The sequence below is a fragment of the Rhizobium sp. BK176 genome, assembly GCF_024808055.1.
In genome coordinates, this window is sequence record NZ_JANUBV010000001.1 from 653,836 (window position 1) to 679,761 (window position 25,926).

Sequence of the window (25,926 nt, forward strand, 5' to 3'; positions counted from 1 at the left end):
TCGTCTGGCTCGACTTCCCGGTCGACTGCAAGCAATCCTTCCTCATTACCGAGTCCTTGATGATGAAACCAACGGCATCCATCATTCAGGCATCCACCGACGAGAGCCTTTATCTGCCTCGCTCCGCACTTGCCGAAAAATGACGGCGGGATTTACGAGAGGTAGGAGACACCGCAGCCTCCCGCGCCGACGTTCAAAATGTCGTTGGGCAAAAGGTCCGCCCGACGCCTGGTCGGGGTGGATCGGCGTCGGGCTAGTTGGGGTCAAACAGGAGGTCCCGAATGAAACCTGCCCGATCCATGTTTTAGTGTCTACTAACGTAAGCGAGCATGACAGTCCCCGCTTAGATTGCGCTGGCTAGATTTGGCGAGTACGGTAGTCAAATGGCACCAACCGCCACGGGGTCGCGCTTTGAGCCGGCCGCACTCGAGGACCCTTCGCGGTCCTCGAACTTTATTTGACCAGCCCGTTCGACGTAGGGCATATCCCCTCTTTCCTGATGATTTGTCATCTTCCTGACACTCAGTAGTACACCGTTGGGTTTTCCTGCGGGTCGTCCCCGTCGTCGTCATGATGATCTTTGTTTTGCGTGAGGTTGACGAGTTTTCTTAACTCTCCGTCTCGCCAGGGCCATTTGCCAGCAATCCACTGCTCGGCTCTCTCAATGTGCCGATTAAAATTTTTTGATTGCTGAGGGAAGTTTTTCTTGCCTGCTTTCCTCAAAAGTCCGACGATTTTCGCGCTATGCGTCAGCAATCTCAGGATAGTATCATCCTCGATTTCAGTTACATCCAACGGAACATATCGAGGGGGCCAGTCCGCCGAGTAACGACCCCGCATTCCCAACCAAAAGTTCAAACTATCGAAATCGCCTAGTGCCGGTCCTGGCACATTTCTTAGTTTGCTTGCCGAACTGAATTCTGCTCGCACTGTGTTTGCTACATTAATCGCATCAAGATGGGCTCCGTCAATGAACGGGACACTACCACCGTTGATTTGCAATTCGCCAAATGTTCCCGTCCTTCCTTCTGCGATCATGGATTTGAGCCAATCTCGCGCTGACTCAAGTTCGTCTAACCCAAAATGAAATGTAAATAGGTGGTCATTTCGGAGTTCGGGTTGTCCCGACACAAGCGATGTGTGCCATCCGTATTGCTTGCTAGCTATCTTTAGGACAGGTCCAGGGGAGCGCTTCCAAATTCTCTCACCCTGAAGGCGAAGACCGGCCGCCTTCCTCCGAATAGTCGCGCTCCAATCGATAATATCTTCTTCGTAGTAGACCCGATCCCTCCCCGAAAAGAACCCCTGCTCTTCATAGAACATTTTTTTTGGAAGACGACCGCTGCTGACCTTCTGTTTAATGTCTTCGTAAAATTCCCCGCCGACCTCAACAAAATTGCTTACGTTTCCGGTTCTATCGCACCTCCAGCTGATTTCACCGTCCCACCGATCAGGCAACTCTTTCACTGTGATTTTCTGTCCGACTTGAGCGAGCCGCTTTACGCCATTTTCTTTGATCTGCACCTCGCGTGGATGAACAATCTCGAACTTCATTTTTGCCCCCTGTTCCCTATACGTTGCCAAAAAACTGTCGATTCGGCAAAATGATGCTGGTCAGTGACCCTTTGGGGTTATCTATCTTTCGCTGGCCTCTCCAGCGCGATGGGCCTGAGACCCGAATTTGTCTCAACAACCGGTGCACCTTTCTACCTGCCGACAACGACCTAAGTTCGAATACTTGTTTTATGCGGATCGCGAATCAGCTATATGAGTATCACGTAAAGCGGCTCCAAGCCGTCCATCGTTCATGATGGTTAAGCCCGTGCTGGGTTGGTTTTTTCTACGCATCCGTCATTTAGGTCGCATTGCGCTTCGCGACGAAGCGCGTATGGAGGGACAGCTATGCCTTATTTCCTGATGAGCGACGCTCGGCCACGTGCTGTCGCGAAGGACTTGGTGCAGATCGCTAAGGAACTTGGCCTAAAGCTTAGTACTACCGCATCTCAGGCTATTAGCTCCCAGCTATTTGGCTATGAGAGCTGGCACGATTTGCAAACTAGAGTTGGGAGCAACGAACAGCCGGGCCCCGAGGACGATGAGCTAACTGAACACCAATTTTCGGCACGTCGGTTATCACAACTTCACCATCTCCGGCTAGGCGGATTTCCGGACGGCAAAATTAAGATGGTTCTCGATAGGCTCAGGCCGACAGCCAGAGCGCAGCGAGGAGGAACAGCTAGGACTCTCGTCGCGTACCCAGCGGCAGAACGCTATCATCCGAACCGCGTGGCTGATATTTGGTTTCGGATTGACGAGCATTGTGAAAACTTCAATAGAGACTTCGATTACTATTATTCTGAAGCAGTCGAAATCTTAGGTGAATGGGCACGCGGCCGAGGCCTTTTGTTTTTAGATCGCGTTTTGTGCGAAGACGCCGGCGGCGCGACAGAAACGGCCTTGGAGTCGATTCTCGAAGATACGAGAAAGCGAGGTTGGATCATTGATGCGTCAAGCCTATCTGATCTTGATACAGCCCAATTCTGTGATGAGATTTTGACCTGCGTTCCCAATGACTGGCATCATGCCGCTATTTATGTCCACCTTGGGAGAAACGCATTTCCGAGCCCGTATCAAGATTGCGGCGTGGAAGGTGTCTATCTCGGAATCGATATCGACGAAACTGATCGCGGGTGTCCGCAAGCGTTCAACGTTTCCGCTATGGTGGTCTGTAGTGAGCCTGACTATCCAGATCGCTGGGGTGACGGCGGAACAGCACGGTCTGTCGGTATTCGAATGCGGGACAATCTTCGAAACGGTTATACCGCGTTCTATACGAAAGGCGAGCACGACTTAGCAGGTTGCATTGAGCATAGCCTCAGCGACAAGGAAAGCGAAGAAGATCGACAATGGGCTCCATTTCTTTCTGCCCCCATCTACGCATCCATGAATGCGCTGGGAAGATTTTTTGCCGGCAGCGTCGCGGTTTCTGTTGCAGTCCAATCACCCTCTTCGAAAATCCAGACAAAGATCAGTCGATCGGTGACCGAAACCCAGTTTGAAGCGGCAGTCGCGAACTGGGAAGGGAACTCCTTCTGCGTCCGTATCTTGGGAACCTACCCAGAACCTGAAGCCTGCCGCAGCGAATTTAGGAGCGATCCGCAGATGCTGGTTGCTCAAGACCCACTCGGGATTTATGTCGCGATTGATGATTCTTTCGACCTCCACGCTGAAGATGCAGTTCGCCATATGCGAGCTTTGCACGATATCGCCGCGAAACGAAAATCCATCAGCCCCTTGGATCATGACACTTGGGTGCGCACTGTGGCTTCATTATGCCAGGCAGAACTGCACAATGGAGAGTATCGGAATGCCACTCGAAGCTCGTGGGTGTTGAAGGGCGTTGATACACCTTCAGCGAAAAAGTATCTTCCTCTGGTTTGGCTTGTTGCCTACCTGAATTCGGGAGCGCAGGAGGCCGCGAGCGTTAGGGCACTGCTTCCAGCCGACAAATGGGATGGCCCAATCACTAGGGCATTCGAGGCTATGGAAATGCTTGGTAGCCATGACCCAGGAAATTTTCTCGAGAACGGCGCTCATCGTCCGTTTATGGTTCAGATGCTCGAGTCGCATGAGTCAGACTTGGCTGACCGTTATTCTTACTGCGCGGAGTGGCACTATGGGCATTACGAATTGAATGACACCCAAATAAGGCGCAACGCTTACCTTGCGAGGATGCGCGAAACGATTGACTGACCCCACTCCAGTGTCCCCTGATCGGCCAGCGGTTTTAGCGGCTAAACGGACGTTCGCGAGAATGGGTGACGTCCATGCTTCAGAAATCTGGGCCTCGTCTGCGATCACGTGTCGTTCTCGTCGTGATCATTTAGGTGGACTGCCTGACCAAGGTCCGCAGGCGAGTAGTTGTCATCGCTCGAATTCTTGCGGGCAAGGCGTGAGCCGAGTGTCGGCTCAGCTCGACGAGGCGATTGCTATCTAGCAATTGCATCGAGTAAAGCTTTGTCCGCTCCGCGAGCGTAACCTCAGCCAGCACCTTCTGTCGGACTGCATCTGGGTCGTCAGCCTGTTCGAGGCGACATCTGAACTCGACAGGCCCACCGAACGCTTGAAACTGCCCCCTTTTCTCCGGGATAATGGAAACCGTATAGTTCTTTCCACCTCTAAAGCACGGGGCTTTGTCTAGTTCGAGTCGAGGAGCGCAGTGGTCGTACTGTCTGCACAAAAGCGCATTGATGCGCGCGAGGATTTGGTCCGCCGACCCGTTCACTGTGTGCGTTTTGGCGAGGCTCAGCGTCATCTTGCCGGCGGTCGCGCGGGACACGTCGTAGATGATTCCACCGACGGAATATTCGTGATGCTTCACCCTGAAGGAGACCTGAGCATCCACTAGGTCGAAGAACAGTTCTGATGGGATCATCGCGCCCTGCACGTTGTTTGCCTATTCCGACAAATAGGCGGAAATCGCGTGGATTTAAGGTAGCATGGGTGGCGGCGGAGCTTTTTTGTTTCAAGCCCGCGATTTCGAAAACCTCTCCTCTCCTTGCCATATAGCTCGTGACGCGGTTCTGACGTCGAAGCGGGGTGTAGACTATCCGTTGATCGCTACGATGTTACGCGGCTGTGTCTCCAGGCCCCAGGAACGAACGCGAGCTTGCAGTCCAGAAGAGGGAGGGAGGTCGAGCGGTCCTCGGATTTCCTGCATGGCGACAACGACCTGCTCTTGTTTCGACGGTTCTTCCAGCTTGAGATGCAGAGCGATCAGCCGTTCGATGTCTGCCTGGTCATCGTCCTCTTTAGCCTCCTGGTTTGGCCTGTTCAGAAGGCCGGCCAAAAGCTCGACGGCATCTCCCTCCTTTTTGTCGACGCCTCGTTCGAGCGCGGAGATGAAAAGCTCGATCTCTCCGGCTTGATCGCTTCTTCGGGAAAGTAGCCAGCGCAGTACGGCTTTCGCAGCAACGTTCATTTTCATGCTCTTCGTCAGTTTTGTTAAAGAATTCCACGAAAACAGCTTCGGGCAAAGTAATACGAATAGTCGGCTGCACATAGGCATGAGTAACCTAGACAATCGACTTCCGCAGGCGTGCATCCATGATACCAAAGGCCTCCAACCGTTCTGAGATCGAAAAGTCCGCAGACGAACACCATCCGTTCCACTCCTTTGCAGCGACCTTGGCCATAGGCGCGACACTCGCGGCCGGTTTGCGACTGGTCTCCCATCTAACCGGCGGCACGGTCGACCTCCCGACGGTGGCAGCGCTCGGAACGGCCACGGTCGGCTCCGCCGTGGCGGCCGTGGCATTCGGAAACAAGCTCCAGGGCTTGGTCGAAGAATCAAAAAGGGACGGCACCGGTGTTGATATGAAGACCCTGCATGAGACGCCACGCATGGACGTGTTGGCGCGTGCCCGAGCAGCGATCGCGGCCGACAAGGCGGTGGCGGCGGACGAGGCTCAGATGTTGGCGAACCACTTGAACCCTCAGCTCGCGACGTCTGGTCCGAAACTCAGGTTGGCTGGCCTCTGGCGCGGCGGCTAGTAGCAACCTACTCGGGCCGCAACCGTCCCGGCAGCTAATGCAGGCGGGGCGCTGCCGCTCCTGCGGAAGGCGTCGTTGGCTTCAGGGCCTCTCGAACTTCCTGCGAGAACCATATCGGCGGTTCTCCGCCAACGAAGGTCTCCGCCATGAACAGCGTATATAGACCAAGGCCGTGGAGGCTATCATTCACCTGGTCCAGGTTCATCACGTGATACGGTGTCGGCTTCCCCTGGATGCGGCGGCCGTTCTTGCACAGCGCATACCTGCCTGTTCTGTCCGACAGCTCGATCTCAAAGGTTCCTTCCGGGATCGGCGCTACGAACGTGAAGCCGTCGTTCGTCTCAAAGCCGTGGTCCGTAAGCCAATTCACTATATCTCGCCTGTCGAGCATTCTGGTCTCCTGTCAACTTTGATGAGAATGGCTTGAGGACACGCCAGTTGCAACGATGCCAAAGCCCGTCGAGGTTGTCTGATGCTTCCTTTTCCGCAGTCTGAATGCAAAGACCAAAAGGGGGACGACAGATGAAAGACGAACGTCGCGCGGAGATGCATCGGGCTTGGAACAAGGCTTGTTTCCCAGCGGTGCCGACTGGGGAGATCGACTCCCACAAGATTTTCATGCTCGAGGAGGAAGGTCCGCGGTACGTCAATTCCCTGGCATCGTTCAGCCTGAACCGCATTGGCCACTGGCTGAAGCGCGCTGACGACGTCCAGTGGGAAGGCGACGACAGGTTTTCGACGTCCTGGAGCGATGACGCGAAGAAGGGCAAGAAAACGTGCATCCTCTCTGATAGCGCCCTAGAGAAATCGTGGTCGGTGTCGTGGTTCAGAGAGCGCGAAGAGGACATGATCGAGATCGCGGAGATCGCCTTGGATGGTACCTTGGAGGTCCTCGCGTCCGGCGAGATCGACGATGGACTGCGGGTCGAACGGCTCAAAAAGCATAATTTCTACACCACGCCGAGTGGTCCAGGTGCTGTCATGGGGCGCTTCCACAATGAAGCTTACGTTCCACTTTTCATTTTGACGACCGCACTGTCCACTTCGATGCCAGACGATTTCAGGAAACACACTCACGATACCGTCACCGGGGAAGTCGTCTGGTTTCTCGAGCAGCAAGACAAGCTTCTTGCTTACGACGGAGGTTTGCCTGGTGCGCTGTCTGCCAGCTATGTACAAGCGGTCCTCGATGATGTGACCGCGCCCGTCGCCAACTGGGTCGGGGATACTGCAGCCGAATTCGCTCAAGCGATGACGGAAGCCGGCGCGGTGTGGGGATCGGCCGCCATGGTCTACCACGACGGGGACATCACGTCCTGCGTGATCCCGACACCGGACGGTTCGCCAGCCTTTTATCACGGCAATCGAGCCAAGTGGACGGGCGAGGTCGGCTTGGTGGCGTGGTTCGAAAACTACGGCAAAAAGAATGCAAAGCTCTGCGTCGAAATGCTGATGGACGACAAGAACCCGGAAGATGTCGTCAATGCCATGCTTTCAGGCACAGGCAGCCCTAGCCTTGTGTTCGACTTCAAAAATCAACGAACGGTCTCGGGTCAATCCTCCGCCACCACCAAGGAATTCTTCTTCTTCGACTTCGCCTGTGATGTGGAGTCGGCGATCGAATACGGGAAACTTCGTGAAGACTGCCGGCTCTGGCCGACTGCGACATCGCGTTCAGCGCCAAAGGTTGGACCTGGGGTATGAAAGCACGGTTGCCTCACATCTTCTATGTGGACCACCTGACAAGTTCGGGTGAAATCCAGCGTAGACCCCAGGTCGGGATTTACGACTGTGACATACCGGAGGTGGCGATCAGCGAAACGGAAAAGGTGGCTTCATGGAATTGGCTGATTTTCAGGCACCATCGCGATCCCAACCCACGTGGCGCGTGCATAAGGTGGAACAATAATCTTTACGTTCCGGTCACCTCCGAAAGTCACGACCGAGACCTGTCTCCTACGGTTGTCTCTGGAAAAGAGGGGGTCAACGGGCGGTATGGTGTCGAGACTTTCGTGTCTATGTACCGTGGGATCGCCTCAGCCGACCAACGGCTTTGGCACCTGTGCTCTTATCTGGAGGGCAGAAGGTCGAAATTCTCAAGGCCCAAGGCGGATCGCATCGTTGGTTCGACCGAGGCCGCGGACATCGAGACGATAACCGAGATGGCCGATGGCCTCCTCGTTGCCGATAACAGGATGTGGCAGAGAGCCGTCGGACTGCATCTGCGCGTCAAGGAGGTCGGTGCACAAAGAAATCTCGACGCAACGGAACTGCAATTCGACTACAGCAAGGACGGCGGCCGTACATGGGCGGACGACTTTTGGTGGAACGGCCATCGCCAGGTCTGTATCCATCGGGCGTCCCTCAACGACCTTCAACAAGTGGGGGCGCTTACCACCCAAGTCCAGCGGCCTGACTTCTCCGACCTGGAAATCCATGACGAGGCCGCTCTGGTCTTTGACGGACGACGCGAGTACCTCGGCCGAGCGGTCAGGGAACTTATCGCCGCCGCAGGCGTGGAAGTCGGAGGATTCGACGCGGCCAAAATCGGACGGTGGTTGACGGCCAGGGAGGAGGTCCTCGATCTCCTCGTGGATCAGGAAGCCGACCCGGTCGCGCCGCTTACGGCGCTGGCATCGCTCAGCGATAGCCCGCGCCTGCGCGATTCGGTGGCGCAGGCCTTGAAAAGTCTCGCTGTCTACGACGACATAGATATGAGGCAAACGGCCAGCCGATCACAGCTCGCCCCCTATCGACCGTGATGCCGCCAACTGCCGCAAGCCGCTTTTCTACGGAAACCACAGTCGCCGCAGCAGACAGCACCGGACGCTTGTGCGTGCCTTTTTCGGGGACATCGCTCGTCCCGGCAGCCTCGTGACGGCGGCCACCCGGGTTAAGTCCGCTTCGCGTTGTGGCAAGCAGGCTCTGCGGTTACGCTTGGTGGCACAGTTTCAGCAAGACCCGGGAATTTCAAATGATATCCACCAGCAGGGCTGCCATAGAGTTTTTTGCCGACGACCTCATGCTCAATGATGACCAGGAGATGATCGACTACAGCGCTGGCGAGCTCTTCACCAAATTCTACGGAAAATGCCTCGCAGCTGCCGTCCTCCCAGCACTCGATGACATGAAGATCAAGCACGCCGCGATATCGTCCAACGGACCAATGGCAACGTCGCACGGCTCAGTCATTCAGGCTTTTTCTTTTCCCAACAAACAGTTCGGACTTGCTGTAGAATATTCTGTGGGCAATCGCGATCTCATCGTATGGGGTCCCCGCAAGTCCGCCTCTGGCGCTACCGGTAGGGAGATCGTCGACGTTTATCTGATTTCTCTTTTGCCCGAGATGCCAAAAGCACTGTCCGACAAGATCGAAACGATGCTTGAAGCCGGAAGTAAGCTTGAAGCGTTTGCGGGTGTAGTCCCTGAAGCGGCTCGCTATGCTCGCCGTGCGACCAGCGGAAAGGATACCCCTTCTTTGCTTCAAGACATCGTCGCTCGGATAGAGCAACATGGAATGGAGAAAGTGTGTTGGCCTATTTCCGTAGGTAGTGTGAGGGTCATCATCAATGCCCGCGACGACAGGTTCAATTCCGCGGTAGGGAACACACGGGATTTCTCCCGCCCCTTTGATATCATTGATCGGTTCATGCGGACTTTTGAACCCAAGGCTGGGGAACCGTTTTGGGAGCTTGAGGAACACACTCAACTCGTAAGGAATGGGACGGCCGTCGATATGTTCGGCTCGGTGTCCGCCTACCTGTTCGAACGTGCTATCGTCGCTCATATCGATGACCTCGAGGAGATCGCCAAGATAGCTTCCGATCTCCGTCTCGGCGCTGGGACCGTCCTCGCGTATAACGACACCGACATCCGTGTATCCGTTGAGGAACTGGAGGAGAAAACTGTATACCGTCACGACAACATCGATCTAAACGAGCAGAATGTCTTCGTCACGGTCATCAACCGGACGAATGGTGAGCCCACGTCGATTGATGCGTATTTTGCAGATTCTTGGTCCCATGACTTCGCCGTGGCCAATGGACTTGACGACGACGAACCTCTCGGCCGCGAAAACTATAGTTGGCTTATCGAGAAGACCCGAGACATGGAAGGCAAACTCAAGGATGACGAGTTGGTACGCCGGCTCGAAACCGGTCGACCACTGGAAGGCCTTGCCTACAGTTACGATCTCGCTGCGAAGACGCTCGAGGTGCATGCGCAGGCCGCGCGGACGGGATATCTCGGCTATGCTCCCCTTATGATCGAGAACGACTTGGAAATCCTACGGGAGGTGCGTGCTGGCAAGTATGGCAACGGTGCGGAGTTCCAAGTCCGTGACCCCGCGGAAGGTGCAAGTGCCGATGTCGATCACATTCCAGCGAAGAGGTACTTGAAAGACCTCTCTGTGGCCCCTGGAGCTACGAAACCGGACCTCCGTTGACACATTGATCGCCCCCGCTGGCCGATAATGCCCCTTATCGGCCAGTGCTTGGCGTCTCAGACGATGAAGAGGCCCCTGACAGGGTCTCCATCGACGTATCGGAGGCAACTAGGCACGCTCTATGGTAAATGCGGGACAAAGAGATGACTTCCTACGAAACCTTGAACTCTAGTGTCCAGCCCTGGTCCCCGTCCGCGGTCGAAGATTGCGACGACGATGACAGGATCGGCATTGAGGATTTCCTCGCGCCGTATCCAGGCCGACAACGACGAGCGCTATGGCGATATCATTCGAGAGGCAAACTGGACACCAGTCGGCGAACCGGGGTGGTGATGTCCTCGACTGCATGGGCCTGGCAGATTTTGTCCTAAGCTCCTCCAATTGGAGGAGGAACCTCATGTTCTTGGGATGTTAGACCCTCCGATAGGCCTCATTGGCTCATAACGGAGGGAATCGTGAATGCATAGGGCAGTCGTTCGATCGGTTCTGATCGCCATACTTGTCGCAATATGTTCGCCTGCCAGGGCGGACCCGTTGGACGTCAGCGACTCTTACCTGTCCCCGGAGACAAGTTTCAGCAGCGGGATCGTCCACATTCAAATGGGCGGCGAGTTCTGCGCGGGTGCGGTGGTCACCAAACGGAAAATCCTTTCGGCCGAACATTGCTTCAGGGGCAGAAGCGGCAGCGGCCTTCCCGTCACCTTCTTCTCGAAGGGAGGCGTACAAGTGATCCCGTCCCAGAGTGTGGCTCTGTACCCAAGGCCAGACCCCGACAAGTGCTGCGATCTGGCCGTTGTCACCTTGTCTCAAGACGTCCCTGCCGGGACGACGATATTCGGCCTGAGCGACGAGCTTTTCAAGCGCTATCAGAAGTACGTCGCGCCCGCCAAGGTCATGGGCGACAACTACAAGGCCTCTTACAAGTTCACCGACCTCGTCGACCATGTGCCGTGGATGGACCAGATCATGTTCAAAACCGAGACGATCCTCTTCGAGTCGTATGGTCGCGGCAGCTATGGCGTGAACGTCGGCAAGGCAGCCAATGGCGGTCTGAAATCCTGCTCCATGGCGAACCCCAGCAAGGCACTTGTCGTCAAAAAGAACAACACCGGCTTTTTTGGCATGCACCTTCCGTGGATTTGGTCGCTCAAGACTACCGCCGCCTGTGCGGGTAATAGCGGCGGACCCTCCTTCTTTCTCCGAAAGGGAAAGCCCTACCAGGAAAAGGGGAAAATCATCATCGCGGGCGTGAACTCCGTTGGTCTCGGTCCCGCTTCGGTCTATGCCGAACCCGCTTATCGGTGGCTGAAAAGCCAAGGTATCTGATGTCTTCTGGTGCAGGGCCGATCCATTCCTGCATGCATATCCCCCGCAAGCATCGACCCCCGCCATGCTTGCGGGAATCCCTGTGGCCGTGGTAGTTGTCTCCTTCGGACTTCGGAGGACGCATGACGGATTCCCCTTAGAGCGCTGGTGGCAAGGCTCGCGCGCAGAAGCTCTCCAAGCAGAAGCGAAGCGAAATAGCACGCACGGCCGCGACTGCGCGCTGGTCTGTGAATTCACCAGAGGACCAGCAGGTCGATACTGTAGGCGAAAGACACTATCTGCAATGTGGGGCGGCGGTCATCCGGAACACCATCTCGAGGCTTCCACAGGAGGATCGAAAGTCGTTCATCGAGATGCTGTGGCCCAGCCTGCCCGACGCGCTCTGCGAGCTCATTGCGAGATTTCCAGACGAGGCACGCGTCAATGGGAGCCAGCTCCATCTGCCGGCCTCGTGGTACGCGATAACCGGGGTTGCCAAGCCCTCCGAACAACCCTGAAGAGGAACCCGAACATGCGAACAGCTTTGGACGTCCCTGCCCGCCTGGTCCTACTCGCCTCCTTGCTCGTCTTCAGCGTGCCGGCGCACGCGCAGCAAGGCCGTCCCATGGATATCGACAACCATTGCAAGTTTATGTACGGCAGCAAGGCATCGGCCGTGATGGGCAGTCGATCCGACGCCAGCAGCTGGAGTTGCCGCAGCGGCGGAGCGCTTATCCCCGTCAACATGGATCGACTGTGCGAACTCGACTATGGCAAGGCGTACCATGCCGTCAATGCCGACCCTGCAGATGCCTACACGTGGAGTTGTGTTCGCTAAGGCCTGCGTTAACTATAATCTTCGTCAACTGTCTCAGTACCTTGAAAACTCGAAATAGAAGCTCCAAATCCTTGCGACCAGATGTTCCGTGAATCGGACCATCGGCACGCTGATTGACGTCCAATCACTCGTTTAATGGGATCGACGAATGTCTTTTGTGAGCATAACAGAATATGCTGCATGCATTCTTACCGACGAACTCGGTTCTTTGTCATCCCGTTTAAGGTAAAAATCTCTACCTTTCCAAAGTAACGTTCTTCCCCATCCATATCCACGCGACGGTCGCACCTGACGGTGTGACGCGATTCAACCATGGAGGTCCCACAGTGTTATTACGCCGCGAAAATCTTTTGCCGACATTGGAACAACTCACCCCGTGGATGTCAAAATGCTTCTCAAATTGCCCTTTTTCTTCGACTGCAACGTACAGCAAGATACGTCGATCCATTGTGTAGGCTTTCACGATGTTGAAATTCCATACATAAAGAGAGCAGAAGTCGAGCTTGTCGCGCGCTGGTTTGCCCGTGACGATGCAGTGATCGAGTGCATTTCATGGCGCGGCTCCCTTTACATGCCCACCGTTACCGATCAGGGAAAGAGAGTAACTTCCAGGGACCTGGCCGCTATACGCTTCGGGCTTCCGACTAGTATTCCCACGGCAACCGCCTACTACCAAAGTCCGAGCCGGGACCAAACACGGGTAGTTCTTCTTCGTGAGTGGCTCACTCTTAACAGCTCTCTGCGACATGAAGAACCCGACCACGGCACGACAAGAATCGAAGATATCGCATGGCTGGAGTACCTAGCCGGCCGCACTTTGATCGTCGACGGCTTGGTTTATCAAAAAGCAAGCAACATTCATTGCGTGGTATACAGGGAATATGCCACCGGCCGCAGTTACCGTGTCAAAAGCGCAATCGACTATTCGAAAAACGAAGGTATGTCGTGGGCAAATTCAGAGCGGCCTTTCAATTGGAAGAGCGACTTCCGAATTTCTCTAAACGAAGTCGCTGGCCGGCAAGCCCTTGATAGGCCAGTCTCCGGTACATTCCATGGGCTGCAGTTGTTCGATGGTGGTCGGCTCGAGTTCGACACTCGACGGCGTTATCTGAAGCGCTTCCAAAAGGAAATCTACCGACAGACTATTGGCGTCGATAATGCTTGGGTTTTGGACGCCCTATCCGAATTGCGAATAGTCAAGGCAGCCAGTCAGTCTGGTCACGAGTGGCGCGTCCGCAGAGGGATTGAAACGCTGAACCAGCTCTCCCAGCAGCCTATAGGACACATCGGTCAACAGCTTCTTCGCGATGGCATCTATGGGTGGCGGCGGATGAACGAACTCTTGTTGCAAAACTCAGCCGCCTCGATCCAGTCCAATTGCCAAGCAGCGTAAAATCCATCACCAGGAGATAGACTTGATGTCCATTAATCGCACACGAAGAGAAGCCCTCGACCACGTGGAAATGGCAGATGCATCGCTACGGAAGAGCGTTTTTCGGGAAATCGGTCGCGACCTCGCCTGTTCAATAAGAGAAGGACTCGTAACGGACATTTCGAGCGAAATCGCTCGGTTGATGGAGAAAGCGTTCAAGGCTGGCGCGGAACTGGGGGCCGGTCCGAGCTTCAAAATCAATCAGAGAACTTCCAATCGCATCATGACGGAGCTGGACGTCCCACCATCGCCACGCGAGGAAATCCCCCTCTTTCAAGTAGCCCTTCGAATTGGTTTCGACGGAAATCGAGGGGCTACGGTACCAGAGGCACTGTTCCTCATAATGCAGCCTGGATATCGCGGCATGCCATCAAGCCTTTCGCGAGACGAATGGCTTTTTCCCATCAGGTTCCAGGAACGTGGGTTCACAAATAAAGTTGTGAGTCCACTTATCAAACTCGGCCTTTACCACGACGCTCAAGAACTTTCCAACGGCTGGAAAGTATCCTATATGACTGAGTGGGGTTTTGAATTCTTCACTACGGGGCAGACGCGCGTATCGGCCGATCGGAAACCTGGCACGTCATCGACGATTGAAGCGTACCGGGGTCTTCTGGGCAATGATCCCAATGCCGTTTTCCAATCTGCCGCCCGAAGGGTAGGCATGTTCGATAAACGGGTTCTGGAGCCAAGCGGTCGTTTTGGAATAATGCGCTAGAATCTCTTAGGCGGACGGTGGCCGATAATAGCCCTTACCGGCCACCGCGTCGACCACGTCGACAAGCCATGTCGTCGTTGAAGTTCCCGTCGTTACATGCCTAGCCGCGAGGGTTCAGCGACCAACCCGATTTCGATCGACATATCATCTTCAATGTTCGCGACGCTTCGGAGGAGTTCCTGCCGATGCGCCGGATGTAGCGGTTTGCCGAATTTCTCTGCTTGGCCCACCAGCGCTTCGAGTAAATCATGACGCTGGTTGGTTTTTGCCTCGAAGAACTCTTTCGCGAGGACACCAGCTTCTTTGGGGGCGGACATGATGTACAGGGCCTTTTTCACCAGCGAGTCGACCGCCCGCCTGGCGTCGACGTCTTTGCTGATGCTCTCCGGGATATATACTTCAGGCCGCGTAAGGTGGCTTTCGGTCCAGACCGCACTGGTGTCGAGAGCTTGCGCGTGAACCCGTGACCGAACTCTGTCCCAATCGGCGAGCGGATGCGCGATTACGCCCATCATATATCCCGAATTTCCATCGAGATATCTGCTGCGGGTATCGATCGCCATGTTTTCTTCGTAGTTACCATAGCCTCTCGTTTTATGCGTTAGGATCGTCCTGACGGCGGGTTGCGCGCACGCGAGGTGGAGGACGCCGTCGACCGAGATCAGCCGATCTCGAGCTTCTGCAACGGCTTCGAGTGCCGGGCCACGGCCGCTTTCCTTGACGGATTCGAACAGGTTGATCGGGTTGTTGATCGCGGGGGCATCTCTTGGCTCGTGCTTGGTCATTTCAAGCTGACGAATTAGCCATGGAGCGCCAATGTCATCCCTTTGGCTCCCCGCCAGGCACAGCCAGTGACGCCCGTCGTGCCATCGTGTCAGCATCTCTCCGTTCTCGTCGCCGTGTGTCAGGACCTCATCATAAGCCTTCAACCGACACTCGATCTTTTTCCGCGCCCGCCACTTCACGGCTACAGGGGCGTCGTCTGGATGTATCTCTTCTATGTCGAGCAAAACGGATTCTTTGAACCGGTAGGGCATGTTGAGCTGCCTTCCCGGCTTCCGCCCTCTGATGTCGTATCCGATATCCAAAACGATCTTCATGTTCGCTCCACCCGATGTCCAAGTAGATTGAACACTCGGGCGCAGCCTCAGACAAACCCGTGCCCGTGGCCGATAAGAGGCCCCTCGTCGGTTACTGGCCATTGCGGCTGGGCTTGAGGTTTCCCCGTCGTCAGTTTTCAATGGTCAGCATCGGCCCTTCCCCGTCCTGATGGTGGGAGCCATTGAGCGTGAGCCAAATGCTTTCGGCGCGCTTAGGACCGATGTCCTCGATATCCCGCAACTCCGCGACGGTGGCCTGGCAGACCTTATTTATGGAGCCGAATTTGCGAAGCAGTATCGATGCCATTACTTCCGAGACCCCGAAAATTCCAGCCAATACGAATGGGGCCGACAATCGCGGCTCTTTCGGGCCAAGCCCCCGTAGCGAGAGATGGTAGCCTAGACCGTAAATGGAATGTCGAGCGAGTTTTACTATCATGTCCGCGCTGTGTGTCGGCGACAGGGTCGGGATGATCGATATCCCTTGGATGGCTGATATGAAGGATAGCGTGCCAGTGATCGCGTTGAGCTTCATGTTGGTCTGCTTGTAGATGTCACCTTCAAGAAGAAGAACACCGGGAATATCGGAATTAGCCATGCGTTCAGTCTGGTAGAAGACCCGTTTGTCTTCATCGACCACTGAGCGCACGAGGTCCGCCGCCGTCTTGCGTTCGATGATGAGTTTCCCAGGGATGACGAAGTCACCGGTCTCTAGCGAGACGATCTCGACCTTCAGCTTTTCGACCCTCTGGAAAAACTCAACCATTTCCCTCGGTTCCCGATGGTCCACAAGGAGGATGGTTTCTTCGGGAAGCGGGTCCTTCCATTCGTTGGGATCGAGATTGTGGGTATGTTCCGCTGTCCAGGCGTCTGGGCGACTTGCGGCCTGGTCGAAATAGTTCCCCCCCCCCTCGTCGAGCGCTCGCCGCAGTGCTGCCTGTTCGTGGGCCTCGCTTTGGCTGAGGCATGGATCGCGCCGCTATCAACAGCTCTTCGAAGTTATGCACGTCACATCCCGCGACCTCGGCCACCATATCCAGGATTCGGTCTGCCGTGAATTCTCCAGAGTCACCTTTGAATTTGACGAGGGTTCTGCCTTTTGATCCCTGAAGATAGACCTTTCCCTCAATCGGCAGGCCGTTCACGTAGATCAGGGTGTATCCCCCACTTGGTGCATCCCATGGGTTCAATGAGATTCGCATGACGCCCTCCAATCGATAGCCGTAGGCGAGACTAACCGTGTCGTCCCGGGAATCAAGGGTTCCGCCTGCCAATAATTGCTGCCTTATGAATTCCGAGAGTCAGCATCGGACCACGACACTTTTAGTGTTTCGAGGTCGCTCTCCGGCTTTTTCAAAGCTAAGGTACGCCCTCCGCCGTTCGATTAGCCTTTGGTTCATGGGTGCGTGGGGTCAGGGATTATATTTTCGTCAGTCTGTTGCCAATTGGCCGATAGCGCATGTCATATCGATGCTTGGGTCCTTGCCTCATCAATGGCCGATAAAGGCCCTTATCGGCCACCATGCCTTCCTTTGCAATTGACGAGCTGGTCCACATGGCGAGGCCGACAACCGCCCTCATCGGTTGGCCCAAATTGCCTTTTGCAGGTCCACGGATGACCATGCTTTTTTCAGCACTGATGTTTGAGAAAGGCAAATGGGCGGGTACTGTTACGGCGAGGCCGAGCCAGCTGAGGAATGCGGACTGTGTGGCGGTGATGCCTATGCGGAATTCTGCGACGTCGGCGTCGGAATGGTTCAAATATCGCCATACCATTGCGGTGACTGCGGCAGCTCTCTTTCGCCTTTGCTGCCCGACGGCAGCTATGCGAATGGCTGGGTTCCTCCCCCGACGGCGTCTGAGCGCGGCGCGCGCGTCACGGGATACTATATCACCCATGTCGGCCACGTGATCGAGATGACGTTCGACGAAGGGCACCTGGAATTCGATCAGAGAACCGGACACACGACGTCGGGGCGGCTTTATCAGGGCTGGGTCAGGATCACCAATCTGGAGGGCTTCGCCATAGACCTTCCGCCAGCCATGAGCCTCAAGACCAGACGGTCTCTTGCGAAAATCGTCAAGGACATCGACACAACGCAGAACTGGGGCGTCGCTTACGTCATGCAATCCGGAAGTGATCGAGGGCAAGAGATGACGCGCGCACAGATAATGTCAGTCGCGTCGAGGCTGCCCACGGAAATTCCCACCACTGAACGCGTCCATGCCGTTGAAACTCCGCCCTTCAAGCCGTTCTGATTGGGAAGGGTTTTTCGGCACCAAGCCGATAACCCGAAAGACATTTCAGGTATCTGATTGCTCGGTATATGCCGGAGGCCATTGAGCAGGACTATATGCGGCAAGTAGCTGTCGACGGCCGATAACGGCCATTATCGACCGTCTTGTTAGTAGCTCAAGTAGTCTCGATCCGCTGACGACCGCCGCGCTTCTTCGACTTCGAGCCTGCACTTTCCCTGTCGTACTCTGGCCCGTCAGGGATTTTAAGGTGCATCACGCCGCCACGCCGCTTAGCTGCAGCTATTGAGGCTGAGACAACCTCCAAGCCCAGGGAGCGTGACTGCCAATACCACCACCATCCCCAAAGAAGCGTCGCGTAGGGCCGGACCGAAAGGCTTTTCAGGGATTGCGAGTGAAGAGCGGAGTGCGTAAAGCCCTTTGACCATGGCCACCAGACCAGCCTGTAATAGGATTGGCCCGACCAATCGTTGAGTTCCATGAGCGCGCTCTGCTGCCATAGCCAACAGTGTTGCCGTGAATGTCATAAAGAAGACGATGGTCCAGCCAAGTGTGACCATGCTTGTTCTGGCCGCGACCATTATTTTTGTCGTTAGAACCATCTGTCGCTCCTGTCGCTCTTTTTAAAGTTTGCGAGCCGGCGCGAAGGATCGCAACCGATGACTGATAACAGCCCTTATCGGCCACTGAAAGTGCTATAAATGGAAACGGCGGCACAGAGGCCGCCGCCGGCCATCGGTAAACCGACAGCGTGGAATTTCATCGTATGGTTCCTGACGGACTTCGGCAACCAAAATAACTTTAGACTGCTGCCGTTTCGGTAAACGTCTTTTTTTTTCTTCTTCCGCTTACGTTTCCTTTTCTTCGGTGCGCTCACTTGGACCGGCTTTCGATAGACATCGAAGTCGTCATCGTCATCATCGTCGAAATCGTATTCGTAGTCCTCGAATTCACCGTACCGGTTACGAAACGTCGGAGGGTAAAGATGGTTCAGCACCACCATTTCCCGCTTTTCGTCGTCTAGGTCGGCATTGACCTGTCCCAAACTCATGGTAATGCGGCTTAGTTCTTCCTGTGCCTTTGCTCTGAGCGCTTGCACGTCCTTTGATTCAGCAAACGTCGCTGGGAATTGTCGAGCTAGCCAAAGGTAAAGCGAAGCATCCTTTGCAAAATCCTCCAGTGCCTCTGCGTGGCCATGTTCCAGAAACTTTGGCAACCCGACCCGCCGACCCTCAGAATGCTCTCTAGCGAAGGCTCGAATTGTTCGCATTTGTGCGTCACTTCTCGTTTCGCATGGCGAACACGCGAACAGGAATTTGTCCTCGAGCGAAAGCTGGTGACCATCAAGGTGGTGAGCGAGTTCCATTATCTCGCTCGTATCCGCCAGTTCGAAGGATTTGCTTCCCTTTGCCAAATGCGCCCGTAGGTACGCCATAACTGCAACGAGGCTTTTGGTGTTCAGCGCAGTGCCTGCTCTAGCGACCACCCTAACCGACGGGCGGAACAGGAAGCGGGTGCGCAATGAAGGCTGGAACACATCAATCGCTCGCCAGATCGTTTGGCGAACCGCCGTTCGGTCAGGCAGCTCTACGATCCCTACCTGTCCTCGTCCGCCGTTCCCAAACCTGCCCGCTCGCCCAGCGATTTGGTTGATCTCACCGATCGTTAGGTCGCGCAGCTTCTCTCCGTCAAACTTCCGCGTCGTGGTGAAAAGTACGCGCTGGATCGGTAGGTTCAGACCCATACCGATGGCGTCGGTTGCGACGAGAACATCGGCTTCTCCTGATGCGAACCGAGCAGCTTCCGTTCGCCTCACCTCAGGCCCCAGCGCGCCGTAGATCGCGGCGGAGGTTACTTCCCCAACGTCACTCAGAATTTTGCGCACCTTGCTCAAGTCGGTCCGACTGAAGACGATGATAGCATCTCCCTTCCGCACCTCGGTGAGTTCAATAGACGCATCCATGACCTCGAGTTTTCCAAGTCTCTCGAGGCTGATCACCTCTAGTTCCTCGCCTGTCATCTCAGCTATACGCTGCACGAGTGGCAATGCTTCAGGGGAACCAGTCATCACCAGTGTCTTTGCAGGCAATCCGAATGCGGCCGCTGTCCATGCCCAACCCCTAGATCGATCATCTAGCAATTGCACTTCATCAATCAGGCCGATGTCGACGACCCTCGAGAAATCTGCGCACTCGATCGTTCGCGATATGTATGGCGCGGTTTCCTCGCCGATATTTTCCTCTCCGGTGATCATCGATGCCGGCAGACCCCGCGCCGTGAGGGTGTCGAAATGTTCCATGGCAAGGAGCCGCAAAGGAGACAGAATTTCAGCCGAACCAGCGGAAGTGACCAGCTGCATCGCGCGGTAGGTTTTTCCTGAGTTTGTTGGACCGCAAAAGAATACAAGGCGTCGTCCCAGTCCACGCGCGAGCGGGAACGACGCAGCATAGTCAGAGATGCCGGTCAGCGACCGCAGTTCGGCATTCAATGCCTTCGTGGAGCGGGTCTTCTCCGCTACCGACTTAGATACCTGAGAACGGCGCTGACGCTTCTCGCCGTTATCCCTGACGCGCCAATTCTCGATGTTGCTAAGTAGGCTTGAGATTACATCTGGATCAAACATTCGGACATTGAGGTAGCGACCGTATTTTCTGATCTCCCTGTATTCGTGGACAGGAATGTCGCCGTTGTTGACCCATCGCTCGACTTCCGATGGTTTAGCCGAGAGGATACCCCTGACCTCGTCAATCCGCAGGAGCTTTTTCACCTTCTGAGCCATGCTGACACCTCAAGATTACACGTACACGCAAACTCATTGCCTATGTACCGGATGCGAACAAAATGGCAACTATGTGCCTTCGGAGTTGTATTGTTTGACCTAGTCTGCGCCCGCGTCTGTCGACTTTTGGCGGGACAGGCCTCGCCTCTGTTTTTGTGCCAGCGTGGCGGCCGCGCCGCGCTGGGCTCCTAGTCTTTCGACATAGCGAGATACAGTGGTCGGCGTCTTCCATCCACCTGCTTGCATGATGGCAATTAGGTCGATGCCTGCGGCCGCCATGTCCTGAGCCATTCCGACCCGAGTAGAGTGTCCAGAATAAGTCGACGCTATCGTTGCCTCGATTTCGACCGCTGCGGCCATCGCTTTGAAACGCCTTGAAACGTCCCTCGGGGGCAACTGGGCTGCCTTGACCTGTCCATTGAATATGGATCGAAATAGCGACCCCGTTTCAATGTTTGACCGATCGAGCCATAGATCGATCTTCTTCACGGTGTCTGGCGCAAGATACCTAACCTGCCCATTGCCTTCTTGGTCCGTCTTGGCCTTTCTGATCAAGACCGTGGCCGATCCATCGTCCATACGATCAATGTCTTCCGCTTGAATGGAAACAAGCTCTGACCGACGGCAGCCCGTGTCGTATGCGGTCGACAGCAGCGCCGCGTCGCGAGCGAAAATCATGCTCTTTCGTTCTGACGTCAACATCAGATCGACTACCTCGCGGTTCAGAGGGCGTGCCTGCTTTTGCCTGCGCCCCCGCTTCCGATAGGCCCTTTTCAACGCTACTGCGACGAGGCGGTTCTTGGTTGGGTCTTGCTGCTCCATATCTTTGTGAATGGAACTGATCGCGGCCTTCCGGCGCGTTAGGGTCGCCGGCTTGAATTCCTCGGCTTGCGCATCGAGGAACTCAGCCACGACCTCAGGGGTGGATGGGAGTGGTGGGTAACCGAATTCGAGACACCAATTTTCGAAAACCTTCCAATCTGCTTGGTAGGCTCGTTTCGTGGCGTCTGCATATCCGTCGTGGAGGGTGATGTGTGTCGTCATGAGCTAAGGGATAGCCCATCGTTATCCAGTGAAGAATGCACAGATGTACATGGATCACAAACTTAACAGGCACCTCTCGTTCTCTTCCTCATTTTGCATGTTTCGCTATTTCTTCTCAGTCTTAAGTTTTCTAGCCATTGTCTTGAAATATGGAGCTGACGCCCATAGTGCCGTGTCGCCGATCACTATTAGGGTATCCTTTGCCCGGGTGACCGCGACATTTAGAAGGTTTGGTGATTTTGCCGCGAAGGCAGTCACCGCTGACTCCTTTTTCGGATCGCCACCTAAGAGCAAAATGACGGTTTTTGCCTCGCGGCCTTGAAAAGTGTGGATGGTCCCGCAAATCTTCTCCGGGCTATCTATGTCAATAGCTCGTAATTTTGCCCTGCAACCTTCGGCCACATCACGATATGGGGTTATGACGAAGACGTTATACTCTCCTTCCTTTGTTCGCAGGCCGACCGAGTTAACAATTGCCTGTACTATCCGAACTGCCTCATCGGCTTGGTTGGGGACCCAGTGACCACTTTCACCTTCAGGCTTTAGGTCTATCCAGCGACTGTCTGGCGAAATTCCTTTCATTGCAGTGTCTCGACCGTGTACCATTGAATCACCGTAAGCGATGTCATTTGATATCGCGAACATCGGATTCTGGCATCTGCGATGAACAATGAGCGGTGCCCCAACCCATGTTGGCATTCCCCCCGTGGCAATGTATGTCCCGAACATATTCGCCCGATCAGCTACCACTTGAGCCGAACACCTCGTGGGATGCCACTCGCTACTCACCCCGGCGCGGTCCCTCAGGACATCTACGGCCTTTTCAGGGAGCGATACGATAGGTTCAAGCTGAAGCGGATCGCCCACGATAACGGCGCGCTTCGATCTCCAGATCGCTCCTACGGCCGCCTGCGGTGTAGCTTGACCTGCTTCATCGACAAGGAGCCAACCGATACTCTCCCTTCCCATCCCATTAAACAACCGGGGGAAAGACGCAAACGTGGTTGAGACGACTGGAACCGCTAGGAACAATGTACCCCATAGGTGCGGCATTAACTTTGGATCGGCCTCCGCTTTGCCTTGAAGGACCTCGCACATCATTCCAAGATTGTTGATCAGAGTCATATGGTTTGCCTTGAAGAAGGCTTTATGCAGCTCGAGGGCAGCCTCGAATAGCTTAAACCTGGAGCGATAGTACTCCTTTGTGTACCAAAGGGATTCCTGTTGGAATTTTTCCCGGTTATTGAAGTCTGTCCATAGGTCAATGACGTCTTCCGATAGGCCGATTTCAAGGCAGTTTTCGGCCAGCCGTTTTTTGGCATCACCAATCGTCCTTTTCAGAGACGCGATTTGATTGCTCACGGAAGAGAAGCTCGCCTCCGTTCTCGCAACCGTGTTGGAAATGCCATATGCAACCGAATCAAGCTCGGAAAGCCTCTCAGTGGCAAACCGAAGCTCGATTTTTGTTTTCGCCGCCGCCTTCAAATCGAACGCCCCGTCTTCGTCAAGGCTTTCCAAACGCCTTCGCGCTGCCGTGTACTCCTGCCAAGTCTCGAAAGCAGATTCGATTAGGTTGATCCTACTTGTGGTACGATCGTAGTCGTTTTCCCACTTTGCGAATTCTGTTGGTCGGAACAGTCTTACCAACCATGATGGTTTTGTTAACTCGAGCTTTCGTAGCGTCCTCTCACAAGAGCCTCTGAGCTGGTTCAACTCTGACGCCAAATCGCTTTTGCCGTTAATTCCCCCGATCTTTCGCAGGTAGTCACCGAGTCGATACTTGGACCTGTCGCGCTTTCCAGAATATTCTTCGTACAGCGCATTGGCCCGAGACCTCGCATCCAATGCGAGTTTGTTTACCTTCAGGTTCGCGATTTCCCTCTGAATGCCCTCCCGCTTCGCGGAAGTCTTCTTTAAGACCTTTGCCAAGGTGTCTCGTTTGGATTCCAATTCTGCGAGACGGCTACGATCAGCAATGCTGCCCCTGATGTCCGCGTGAATTTTCTCAAGCCGTTCACGCTGCTGGTTTACGGTATCCAACCGACCGAGGAATAGACGTCGGGCTTCGTCCCAGTTGAGTGCTCCCGGGACCTTTTCCCATAGACAGTCCTTGAAGCACGGCTCTGGGGTTCCATCCAGCTGCTTTCCTCCCCACCAAAAACGATTAACGAACCTTGTCTTGTTTTCAGCCTTTCCGAGGGCGGCAGATATCAAACCCCATGTGGCTACATCCCCGTCCGAAGTCGGCAGGCTATCATCGTCTTGATCGGCATCCGTCTCGTCAGTTGAGTCACGAGCTAAAAGCCGGTCTGATATCTGCGAGAAATAGTCGACTTGGAAGTCCACACCCTCTACGGATTTTTTTGTCGGCAATTCAAGGCTAATGTTCTCAATTGCGGCATTGTTGCTCGAGGTGACAACAATACCAAAGTCATGCAGTGCACCATTCAAAGCCCGTCCTGGGTATTCGGACTCCGGGAGTTTGATCTCAGTTCCAAAGGCTTGTGACGCAGACTCGAATTTTGCCAACACCTCGGCTCGATCTGTTACGACACTTGCGACCAGGTCCTTCAAAAGTGTCGTCTTTCCAGTCCCTGGGGGGCCGTTGATCGAGAATATTCCGCCATTTTTCCCAATCTCCGACATCAACTTATTGATGGCGAACTGTTGTGCCACTGCGAGGGGATTTGCTGTTGGCCACCGCCCTTTCGGCGTCGCTCTTGGAGCAGAAGTTTTGAATATCTCTATCCCGTTGTCCCGCATTATATCCAATCGTTTGGCGTTCATTTCGCCCGGACTGCCGAGATACGAGTTTAGAGCCTGTCCGAAGTTTCCGTGCCGCATCTCATTTTGGACATTTTGAAGGTCGGCTGCTATAAAGCTATTGAGCAGGTCGTCGGCACTTGTCTCAGCCCCTACCTCGGTAACCTTCGCTTCAACCAAGCAAGCTGGAAATACCCGTTCGGGCCGCCATCCAGCATAGCCAAAGAATATCTCCGAAAGCACCGAGGTATCCTCGTGCTGGAGTTTTAAAAGAACTCGCTCAGGAACACGCTGACCGTCTGCGATCGCGACTGCGTCCGAAACGTGATCTAGCAATTTTTCCTTTACAAAATGCTCGAATCCATCTTGCCCTTCAAACGCAGCCATGGGCTTTGCTTTAGATGCGGGGTCTAGCCGACCCATGTACCATGGCGTACTCGAAATTGAGACGTCCCGCACCACGCCTTTTGAGTCTGTTTTAACAAGGAGAGCTGCGGCTCTCCCTGACTTCTGTTGCAACAACTGTCGATCTTGTTCCGTCTCCTGACCGTACCATCCTGTCAATTGTTTCGCGATTGCGCCAACGTCATAGATTCCGCAGTAGACGAAGTAAGATATCTCCATCTTTCGCTTTGTGTACTTGCTTAGCTGCTTCTCGGCGGCGGTCCTGCGAGCATTGTTTATCCAAGGTAATTCGGCTGGGCGGCTCACCATCCACCGAAGTTTCTTTGCGTCCTCCTTGTTCAATGATTGTGGGTTCAGGTACTCGATATCACGCCAGTACCCGAGTATAGCAGATGCATTACTGTCCATATTTTCTCCTCGCAGCGTAATATCTTCCGTCGCTGGCACTATGCGGACAAGCGCCGTTATCGTGGGGCCATGATTATTTTACCGCCCTCACCATGTCCGATAACTAGCAGTATCGGCCAATGACTGACGGCGAATTCTTGAATAAACCAGCTTGCCAAAGCGTGTCGACGTCTCTATTTATCGCCGACGACATGGTCCATCCGAGGTTTACGCGTTGACAAAAACAGACTTCATTTTCACCCGTGAACACGCACTTGCGCTTATCAACGAGGTATCAGGCGGAAGCGAAGTAGCTCTGCGAATTGCCACCCATGCCTTTGCGGGCACTATTCCAGATGGCGATGCGTTTGATGATCTGAACGTCTTTAATAATGCAGGCATTCCGGCGATTGTGGTTGGTGCGCTCGGCGAAACGGATCGGGCTTGGTATCTCGATTGGGCTGATTCTGTTTCTGAATGCGTCGAGACGTTTTCATGCCTACTCGGTGCGGTTGGGGTCGATACATCTTCTGCCGTCGCCGCAGCCGCGCGCCTCCCGAAACAAATTGAACGCGGCGAGGCGGCCGGGATGGTCTATGTAGCGTTCCGCGAGGCGGCCGAGGCTGCTGGCTATCGCATCATCGACATCAACGAAGGAAGTGACACCTATTGTCTCGCGATCGTTCCCACGTCGGTGGCGGAGCGCTGGCTGTGGGTAAAAATGGGTGCTGAACACGGTTACATCGGCGACGCCGACCACCAGTTCAAGAACGCTTTGAAAGCAGCTGGTCTGACGCCACGTCCAACACCCGACGAAGGGCGGATGCCGCCTAATTTGGCGGCTGTCTAACTGATCTGGCTTAGTGGATGGTTCGTTTTCCAGAATGTTCCCAGTGAATGCG

At 54.7% G+C, this 25,926-nt stretch carries 22 protein-coding genes; 11 read left to right on the forward strand and 11 right to left on the reverse strand.

All coding sequences use genetic code 11. From position 1 onward, the window contains the following. Positions 1–522: 522 nt before the first annotated feature. On the reverse strand, positions 523–1,554 hold the full coding sequence (locus FHT76_RS03745; RefSeq protein ID WP_259184376.1) for a hypothetical protein: 1,032 nt from the start codon (positions 1,552–1,554) through the stop codon (positions 523–525). A 348-nt stretch (positions 1,555–1,902) separates the two neighbouring features. Between FHT76_RS03745 and FHT76_RS03750 the strand changes: the two genes are divergently transcribed. Beyond that, the gene (locus FHT76_RS03750; RefSeq protein WP_259184377.1) at positions 1,903–3,753 is read left to right on the forward strand and encodes a hypothetical protein; all 1,851 of its coding nucleotides are present in this window, start codon (positions 1,903–1,905) and stop codon (positions 3,751–3,753) included. A 130-nt stretch (positions 3,754–3,883) separates the two neighbouring features. On the opposite strand, the gene FHT76_RS03755 is transcribed toward FHT76_RS03750, so the two are convergent. Then, positions 3,884–4,447 carry a hypothetical protein gene (locus FHT76_RS03755; protein ID WP_259184378.1) on the reverse strand — a complete coding sequence of 188 codons (564 nt, stop codon included), beginning with the start codon at positions 4,445–4,447 and terminating at the stop codon, positions 3,884–3,886. Between the two features lie 159 nt (positions 4,448–4,606). Continuing rightward, positions 4,607–4,981 (reverse strand): hypothetical protein, encoded by a 375-nt coding sequence (locus FHT76_RS03760; RefSeq protein ID WP_259184379.1) that lies wholly within the window; start codon positions 4,979–4,981, stop codon positions 4,607–4,609. 125 nt (positions 4,982–5,106) lie between these two features. On the opposite strand from FHT76_RS03760, the gene FHT76_RS03765 reads away from it, so the two are divergent. After that, on the forward strand, positions 5,107–5,553 hold the full coding sequence (locus tag FHT76_RS03765; protein ID WP_259184380.1) for a hypothetical protein: 447 nt from the start codon (positions 5,107–5,109) through the stop codon (positions 5,551–5,553). Between the two features lie 34 nt (positions 5,554–5,587). Here the strand turns inward: FHT76_RS03765 and FHT76_RS03770 are convergent, their stop codons facing one another. Continuing rightward, positions 5,588–5,944 (reverse strand): hypothetical protein, encoded by a 357-nt coding sequence (locus tag FHT76_RS03770; RefSeq protein ID WP_259184381.1) that lies wholly within the window; start codon positions 5,942–5,944, stop codon positions 5,588–5,590. A gap of 131 nt (positions 5,945–6,075) precedes the next feature. Between FHT76_RS03770 and FHT76_RS03775 the strand changes: the two genes are divergently transcribed. From FHT76_RS03775 to FHT76_RS03790, 4 genes are all read left to right on the forward strand, one after another. After that, positions 6,076–7,257: a hypothetical protein gene (locus tag FHT76_RS03775; RefSeq protein ID WP_259184382.1), complete on the forward strand. Its 1,182-nt coding sequence runs from the start codon at positions 6,076–6,078 to the stop codon at positions 7,255–7,257. Continuing rightward, positions 7,254–8,315, forward strand: a complete 1,062-nt coding sequence (locus tag FHT76_RS03780; protein WP_259184383.1) for a hypothetical protein — start codon at positions 7,254–7,256, stop codon at positions 8,313–8,315. The genes FHT76_RS03775 and FHT76_RS03780 overlap by 4 nt, the downstream gene beginning before the upstream one ends. Before the next feature lie 212 nt (positions 8,316–8,527). Beyond that, entirely contained in the window at positions 8,528–9,997 is a 1,470-nt protein-coding gene (locus tag FHT76_RS03785; protein ID WP_259184384.1) for a hypothetical protein, read from the forward strand. Between the two features lie 459 nt (positions 9,998–10,456). Beyond that, complete coding sequence (locus FHT76_RS03790; protein WP_259184385.1) at positions 10,457–11,323, forward strand: S1 family peptidase; 867 nt, start codon at positions 10,457–10,459, stop codon at positions 11,321–11,323. A gap of 233 nt (positions 11,324–11,556) precedes the next feature. Here the strand turns inward: FHT76_RS03790 and FHT76_RS03795 are convergent, their stop codons facing one another. After that, on the reverse strand, positions 11,557–11,763 hold the full coding sequence (locus tag FHT76_RS03795; RefSeq protein WP_259184386.1) for a hypothetical protein: 207 nt from the start codon (positions 11,761–11,763) through the stop codon (positions 11,557–11,559). Positions 11,764–11,834: 71 nt separating this feature from the next. Here FHT76_RS03795 and FHT76_RS03800 point away from each other — a divergent pair, with 71 nt between their 5' ends. The 3 genes from FHT76_RS03800 (at position 11,835) to FHT76_RS03810 (ending at position 14,290) form a co-directional block, all read left to right on the forward strand. Beyond that, the gene (locus FHT76_RS03800; protein WP_259184387.1) at positions 11,835–12,140 is read left to right on the forward strand and encodes a hypothetical protein; all 306 of its coding nucleotides are present in this window, start codon (positions 11,835–11,837) and stop codon (positions 12,138–12,140) included. A gap of 388 nt (positions 12,141–12,528) precedes the next feature. Then, a complete protein-coding gene (locus FHT76_RS03805) occupies positions 12,529–13,533 on the forward strand; it encodes a hypothetical protein (protein ID WP_259184388.1) in 1,005 nt (334 codons plus the stop codon). Between the two features lie 25 nt (positions 13,534–13,558). Continuing rightward, a complete protein-coding gene (locus tag FHT76_RS03810; protein WP_259184389.1) occupies positions 13,559–14,290 on the forward strand; it encodes a hypothetical protein in 732 nt (243 codons plus the stop codon). A 92-nt stretch (positions 14,291–14,382) separates the two neighbouring features. On the opposite strand, the gene FHT76_RS03815 is transcribed toward FHT76_RS03810, so the two are convergent. Together FHT76_RS03815 and FHT76_RS03820 are read right to left on the reverse strand one after the other, a co-directional pair. Continuing rightward, positions 14,383–15,390, reverse strand: a complete 1,008-nt coding sequence (locus FHT76_RS03815) for a hypothetical protein (RefSeq protein WP_259184390.1) — start codon at positions 15,388–15,390, stop codon at positions 14,383–14,385. A 130-nt stretch (positions 15,391–15,520) separates the two neighbouring features. Further along, complete coding sequence (locus FHT76_RS03820) at positions 15,521–16,180, reverse strand: ERCC4 domain-containing protein (RefSeq protein WP_259184391.1); 660 nt, start codon at positions 16,178–16,180, stop codon at positions 15,521–15,523. An 866-nt stretch (positions 16,181–17,046) separates the two neighbouring features. Here FHT76_RS03820 and FHT76_RS03825 point away from each other — a divergent pair. Beyond that, entirely contained in the window at positions 17,047–17,649 is a 603-nt protein-coding gene (locus tag FHT76_RS03825) for a hypothetical protein (protein ID WP_259184392.1), read from the forward strand. Positions 17,650–17,918: 269 nt separating this feature from the next. Here FHT76_RS03825 and FHT76_RS03830 read toward each other — a convergent pair whose 3' ends face one another. The 4 genes from FHT76_RS03830 to FHT76_RS03845 form a co-directional block, all read right to left on the reverse strand. After that, on the reverse strand, positions 17,919–18,248 hold the full coding sequence (locus tag FHT76_RS03830) for a hypothetical protein (RefSeq protein WP_259184393.1): 330 nt from the start codon (positions 18,246–18,248) through the stop codon (positions 17,919–17,921). Positions 18,249–18,322: 74 nt separating this feature from the next. Next, positions 18,323–20,425, reverse strand: coding sequence for a helicase-related protein (locus tag FHT76_RS03835; protein ID WP_259184394.1), 2,103 nt, complete (start codon positions 20,423–20,425; stop codon positions 18,323–18,325). A gap of 99 nt (positions 20,426–20,524) precedes the next feature. Then, complete coding sequence (locus tag FHT76_RS03840; protein WP_259184395.1) at positions 20,525–21,469, reverse strand: tyrosine-type recombinase/integrase; 945 nt, start codon at positions 21,467–21,469, stop codon at positions 20,525–20,527. 105 nt (positions 21,470–21,574) lie between these two features. Next, entirely contained in the window at positions 21,575–25,045 is a 3,471-nt protein-coding gene (locus tag FHT76_RS03845; RefSeq protein WP_259184396.1) for a DEAD/DEAH box helicase, read from the reverse strand. A 214-nt stretch (positions 25,046–25,259) separates the two neighbouring features. Between FHT76_RS03845 and FHT76_RS03850 the strand changes: the two genes are divergently transcribed. Then, entirely contained in the window at positions 25,260–25,874 is a 615-nt protein-coding gene (locus tag FHT76_RS03850; RefSeq protein ID WP_259184397.1) for a hypothetical protein, read from the forward strand. Positions 25,875–25,926: the final 52 nt, after the last annotated feature.

Bases quoted from the DNA above. Each gene is read 5' to 3' on its own strand.
- FHT76_RS03770 (WP_259184381.1), bottom strand. From the start codon at position 5,944: ATGCTCGACAGGCGAGATATAGTGAATTGGCTTACGGACCACGGCTTT.
- FHT76_RS03840 (WP_259184395.1), bottom strand. From the start codon at position 21,469: ATGACGACACACATCACCCTCCACGACGGATATGCAGACGCCACGAAA.
- FHT76_RS03815 (WP_259184390.1), bottom strand. From the start codon at position 15,390: ATGAAGATCGTTTTGGATATCGGATACGACATCAGAGGGCGGAAGCCG.
- FHT76_RS03760 (WP_259184379.1), bottom strand. From the start codon at position 4,981: ATGAACGTTGCTGCGAAAGCCGTACTGCGCTGGCTACTTTCCCGAAGA.
- FHT76_RS03765 (WP_259184380.1), top strand. From the start codon at position 5,107: ATGATACCAAAGGCCTCCAACCGTTCTGAGATCGAAAAGTCCGCAGAC.
- FHT76_RS03810 (WP_259184389.1), top strand. From the start codon at position 13,559: ATGTCCATTAATCGCACACGAAGAGAAGCCCTCGACCACGTGGAAATG.
- FHT76_RS03795 (WP_259184386.1), bottom strand. From the start codon at position 11,763: ATGGAGCTGGCTCCCATTGACGCGTGCCTCGTCTGGAAATCTCGCAAT.
- FHT76_RS03750 (WP_259184377.1), top strand. From the start codon at position 1,903: ATGCCTTATTTCCTGATGAGCGACGCTCGGCCACGTGCTGTCGCGAAG.
- FHT76_RS03825 (WP_259184392.1), top strand. From the start codon at position 17,047: ATGGGCGGGTACTGTTACGGCGAGGCCGAGCCAGCTGAGGAATGCGGA.
- FHT76_RS03785 (WP_259184384.1), top strand. From the start codon at position 8,528: ATGATATCCACCAGCAGGGCTGCCATAGAGTTTTTTGCCGACGACCTC.
- FHT76_RS03780 (WP_259184383.1), top strand. From the start codon at position 7,254: ATGAAAGCACGGTTGCCTCACATCTTCTATGTGGACCACCTGACAAGT.
- FHT76_RS03835 (WP_259184394.1), bottom strand. From the start codon at position 20,425: ATGGCTCAGAAGGTGAAAAAGCTCCTGCGGATTGACGAGGTCAGGGGT.
- FHT76_RS03745 (WP_259184376.1), bottom strand. From the start codon at position 1,554: ATGAAGTTCGAGATTGTTCATCCACGCGAGGTGCAGATCAAAGAAAAT.
- FHT76_RS03845 (WP_259184396.1), bottom strand. From the start codon at position 25,045: ATGGACAGTAATGCATCTGCTATACTCGGGTACTGGCGTGATATCGAG.
- FHT76_RS03805 (WP_259184388.1), top strand. From the start codon at position 12,529: ATGCTTCTCAAATTGCCCTTTTTCTTCGACTGCAACGTACAGCAAGAT.
- FHT76_RS03775 (WP_259184382.1), top strand. From the start codon at position 6,076: ATGAAAGACGAACGTCGCGCGGAGATGCATCGGGCTTGGAACAAGGCT.
- FHT76_RS03800 (WP_259184387.1), top strand. From the start codon at position 11,835: ATGCGAACAGCTTTGGACGTCCCTGCCCGCCTGGTCCTACTCGCCTCC.
- FHT76_RS03830 (WP_259184393.1), bottom strand. From the start codon at position 18,248: ATGGTTCTAACGACAAAAATAATGGTCGCGGCCAGAACAAGCATGGTC.
- FHT76_RS03790 (WP_259184385.1), top strand. From the start codon at position 10,457: ATGCATAGGGCAGTCGTTCGATCGGTTCTGATCGCCATACTTGTCGCA.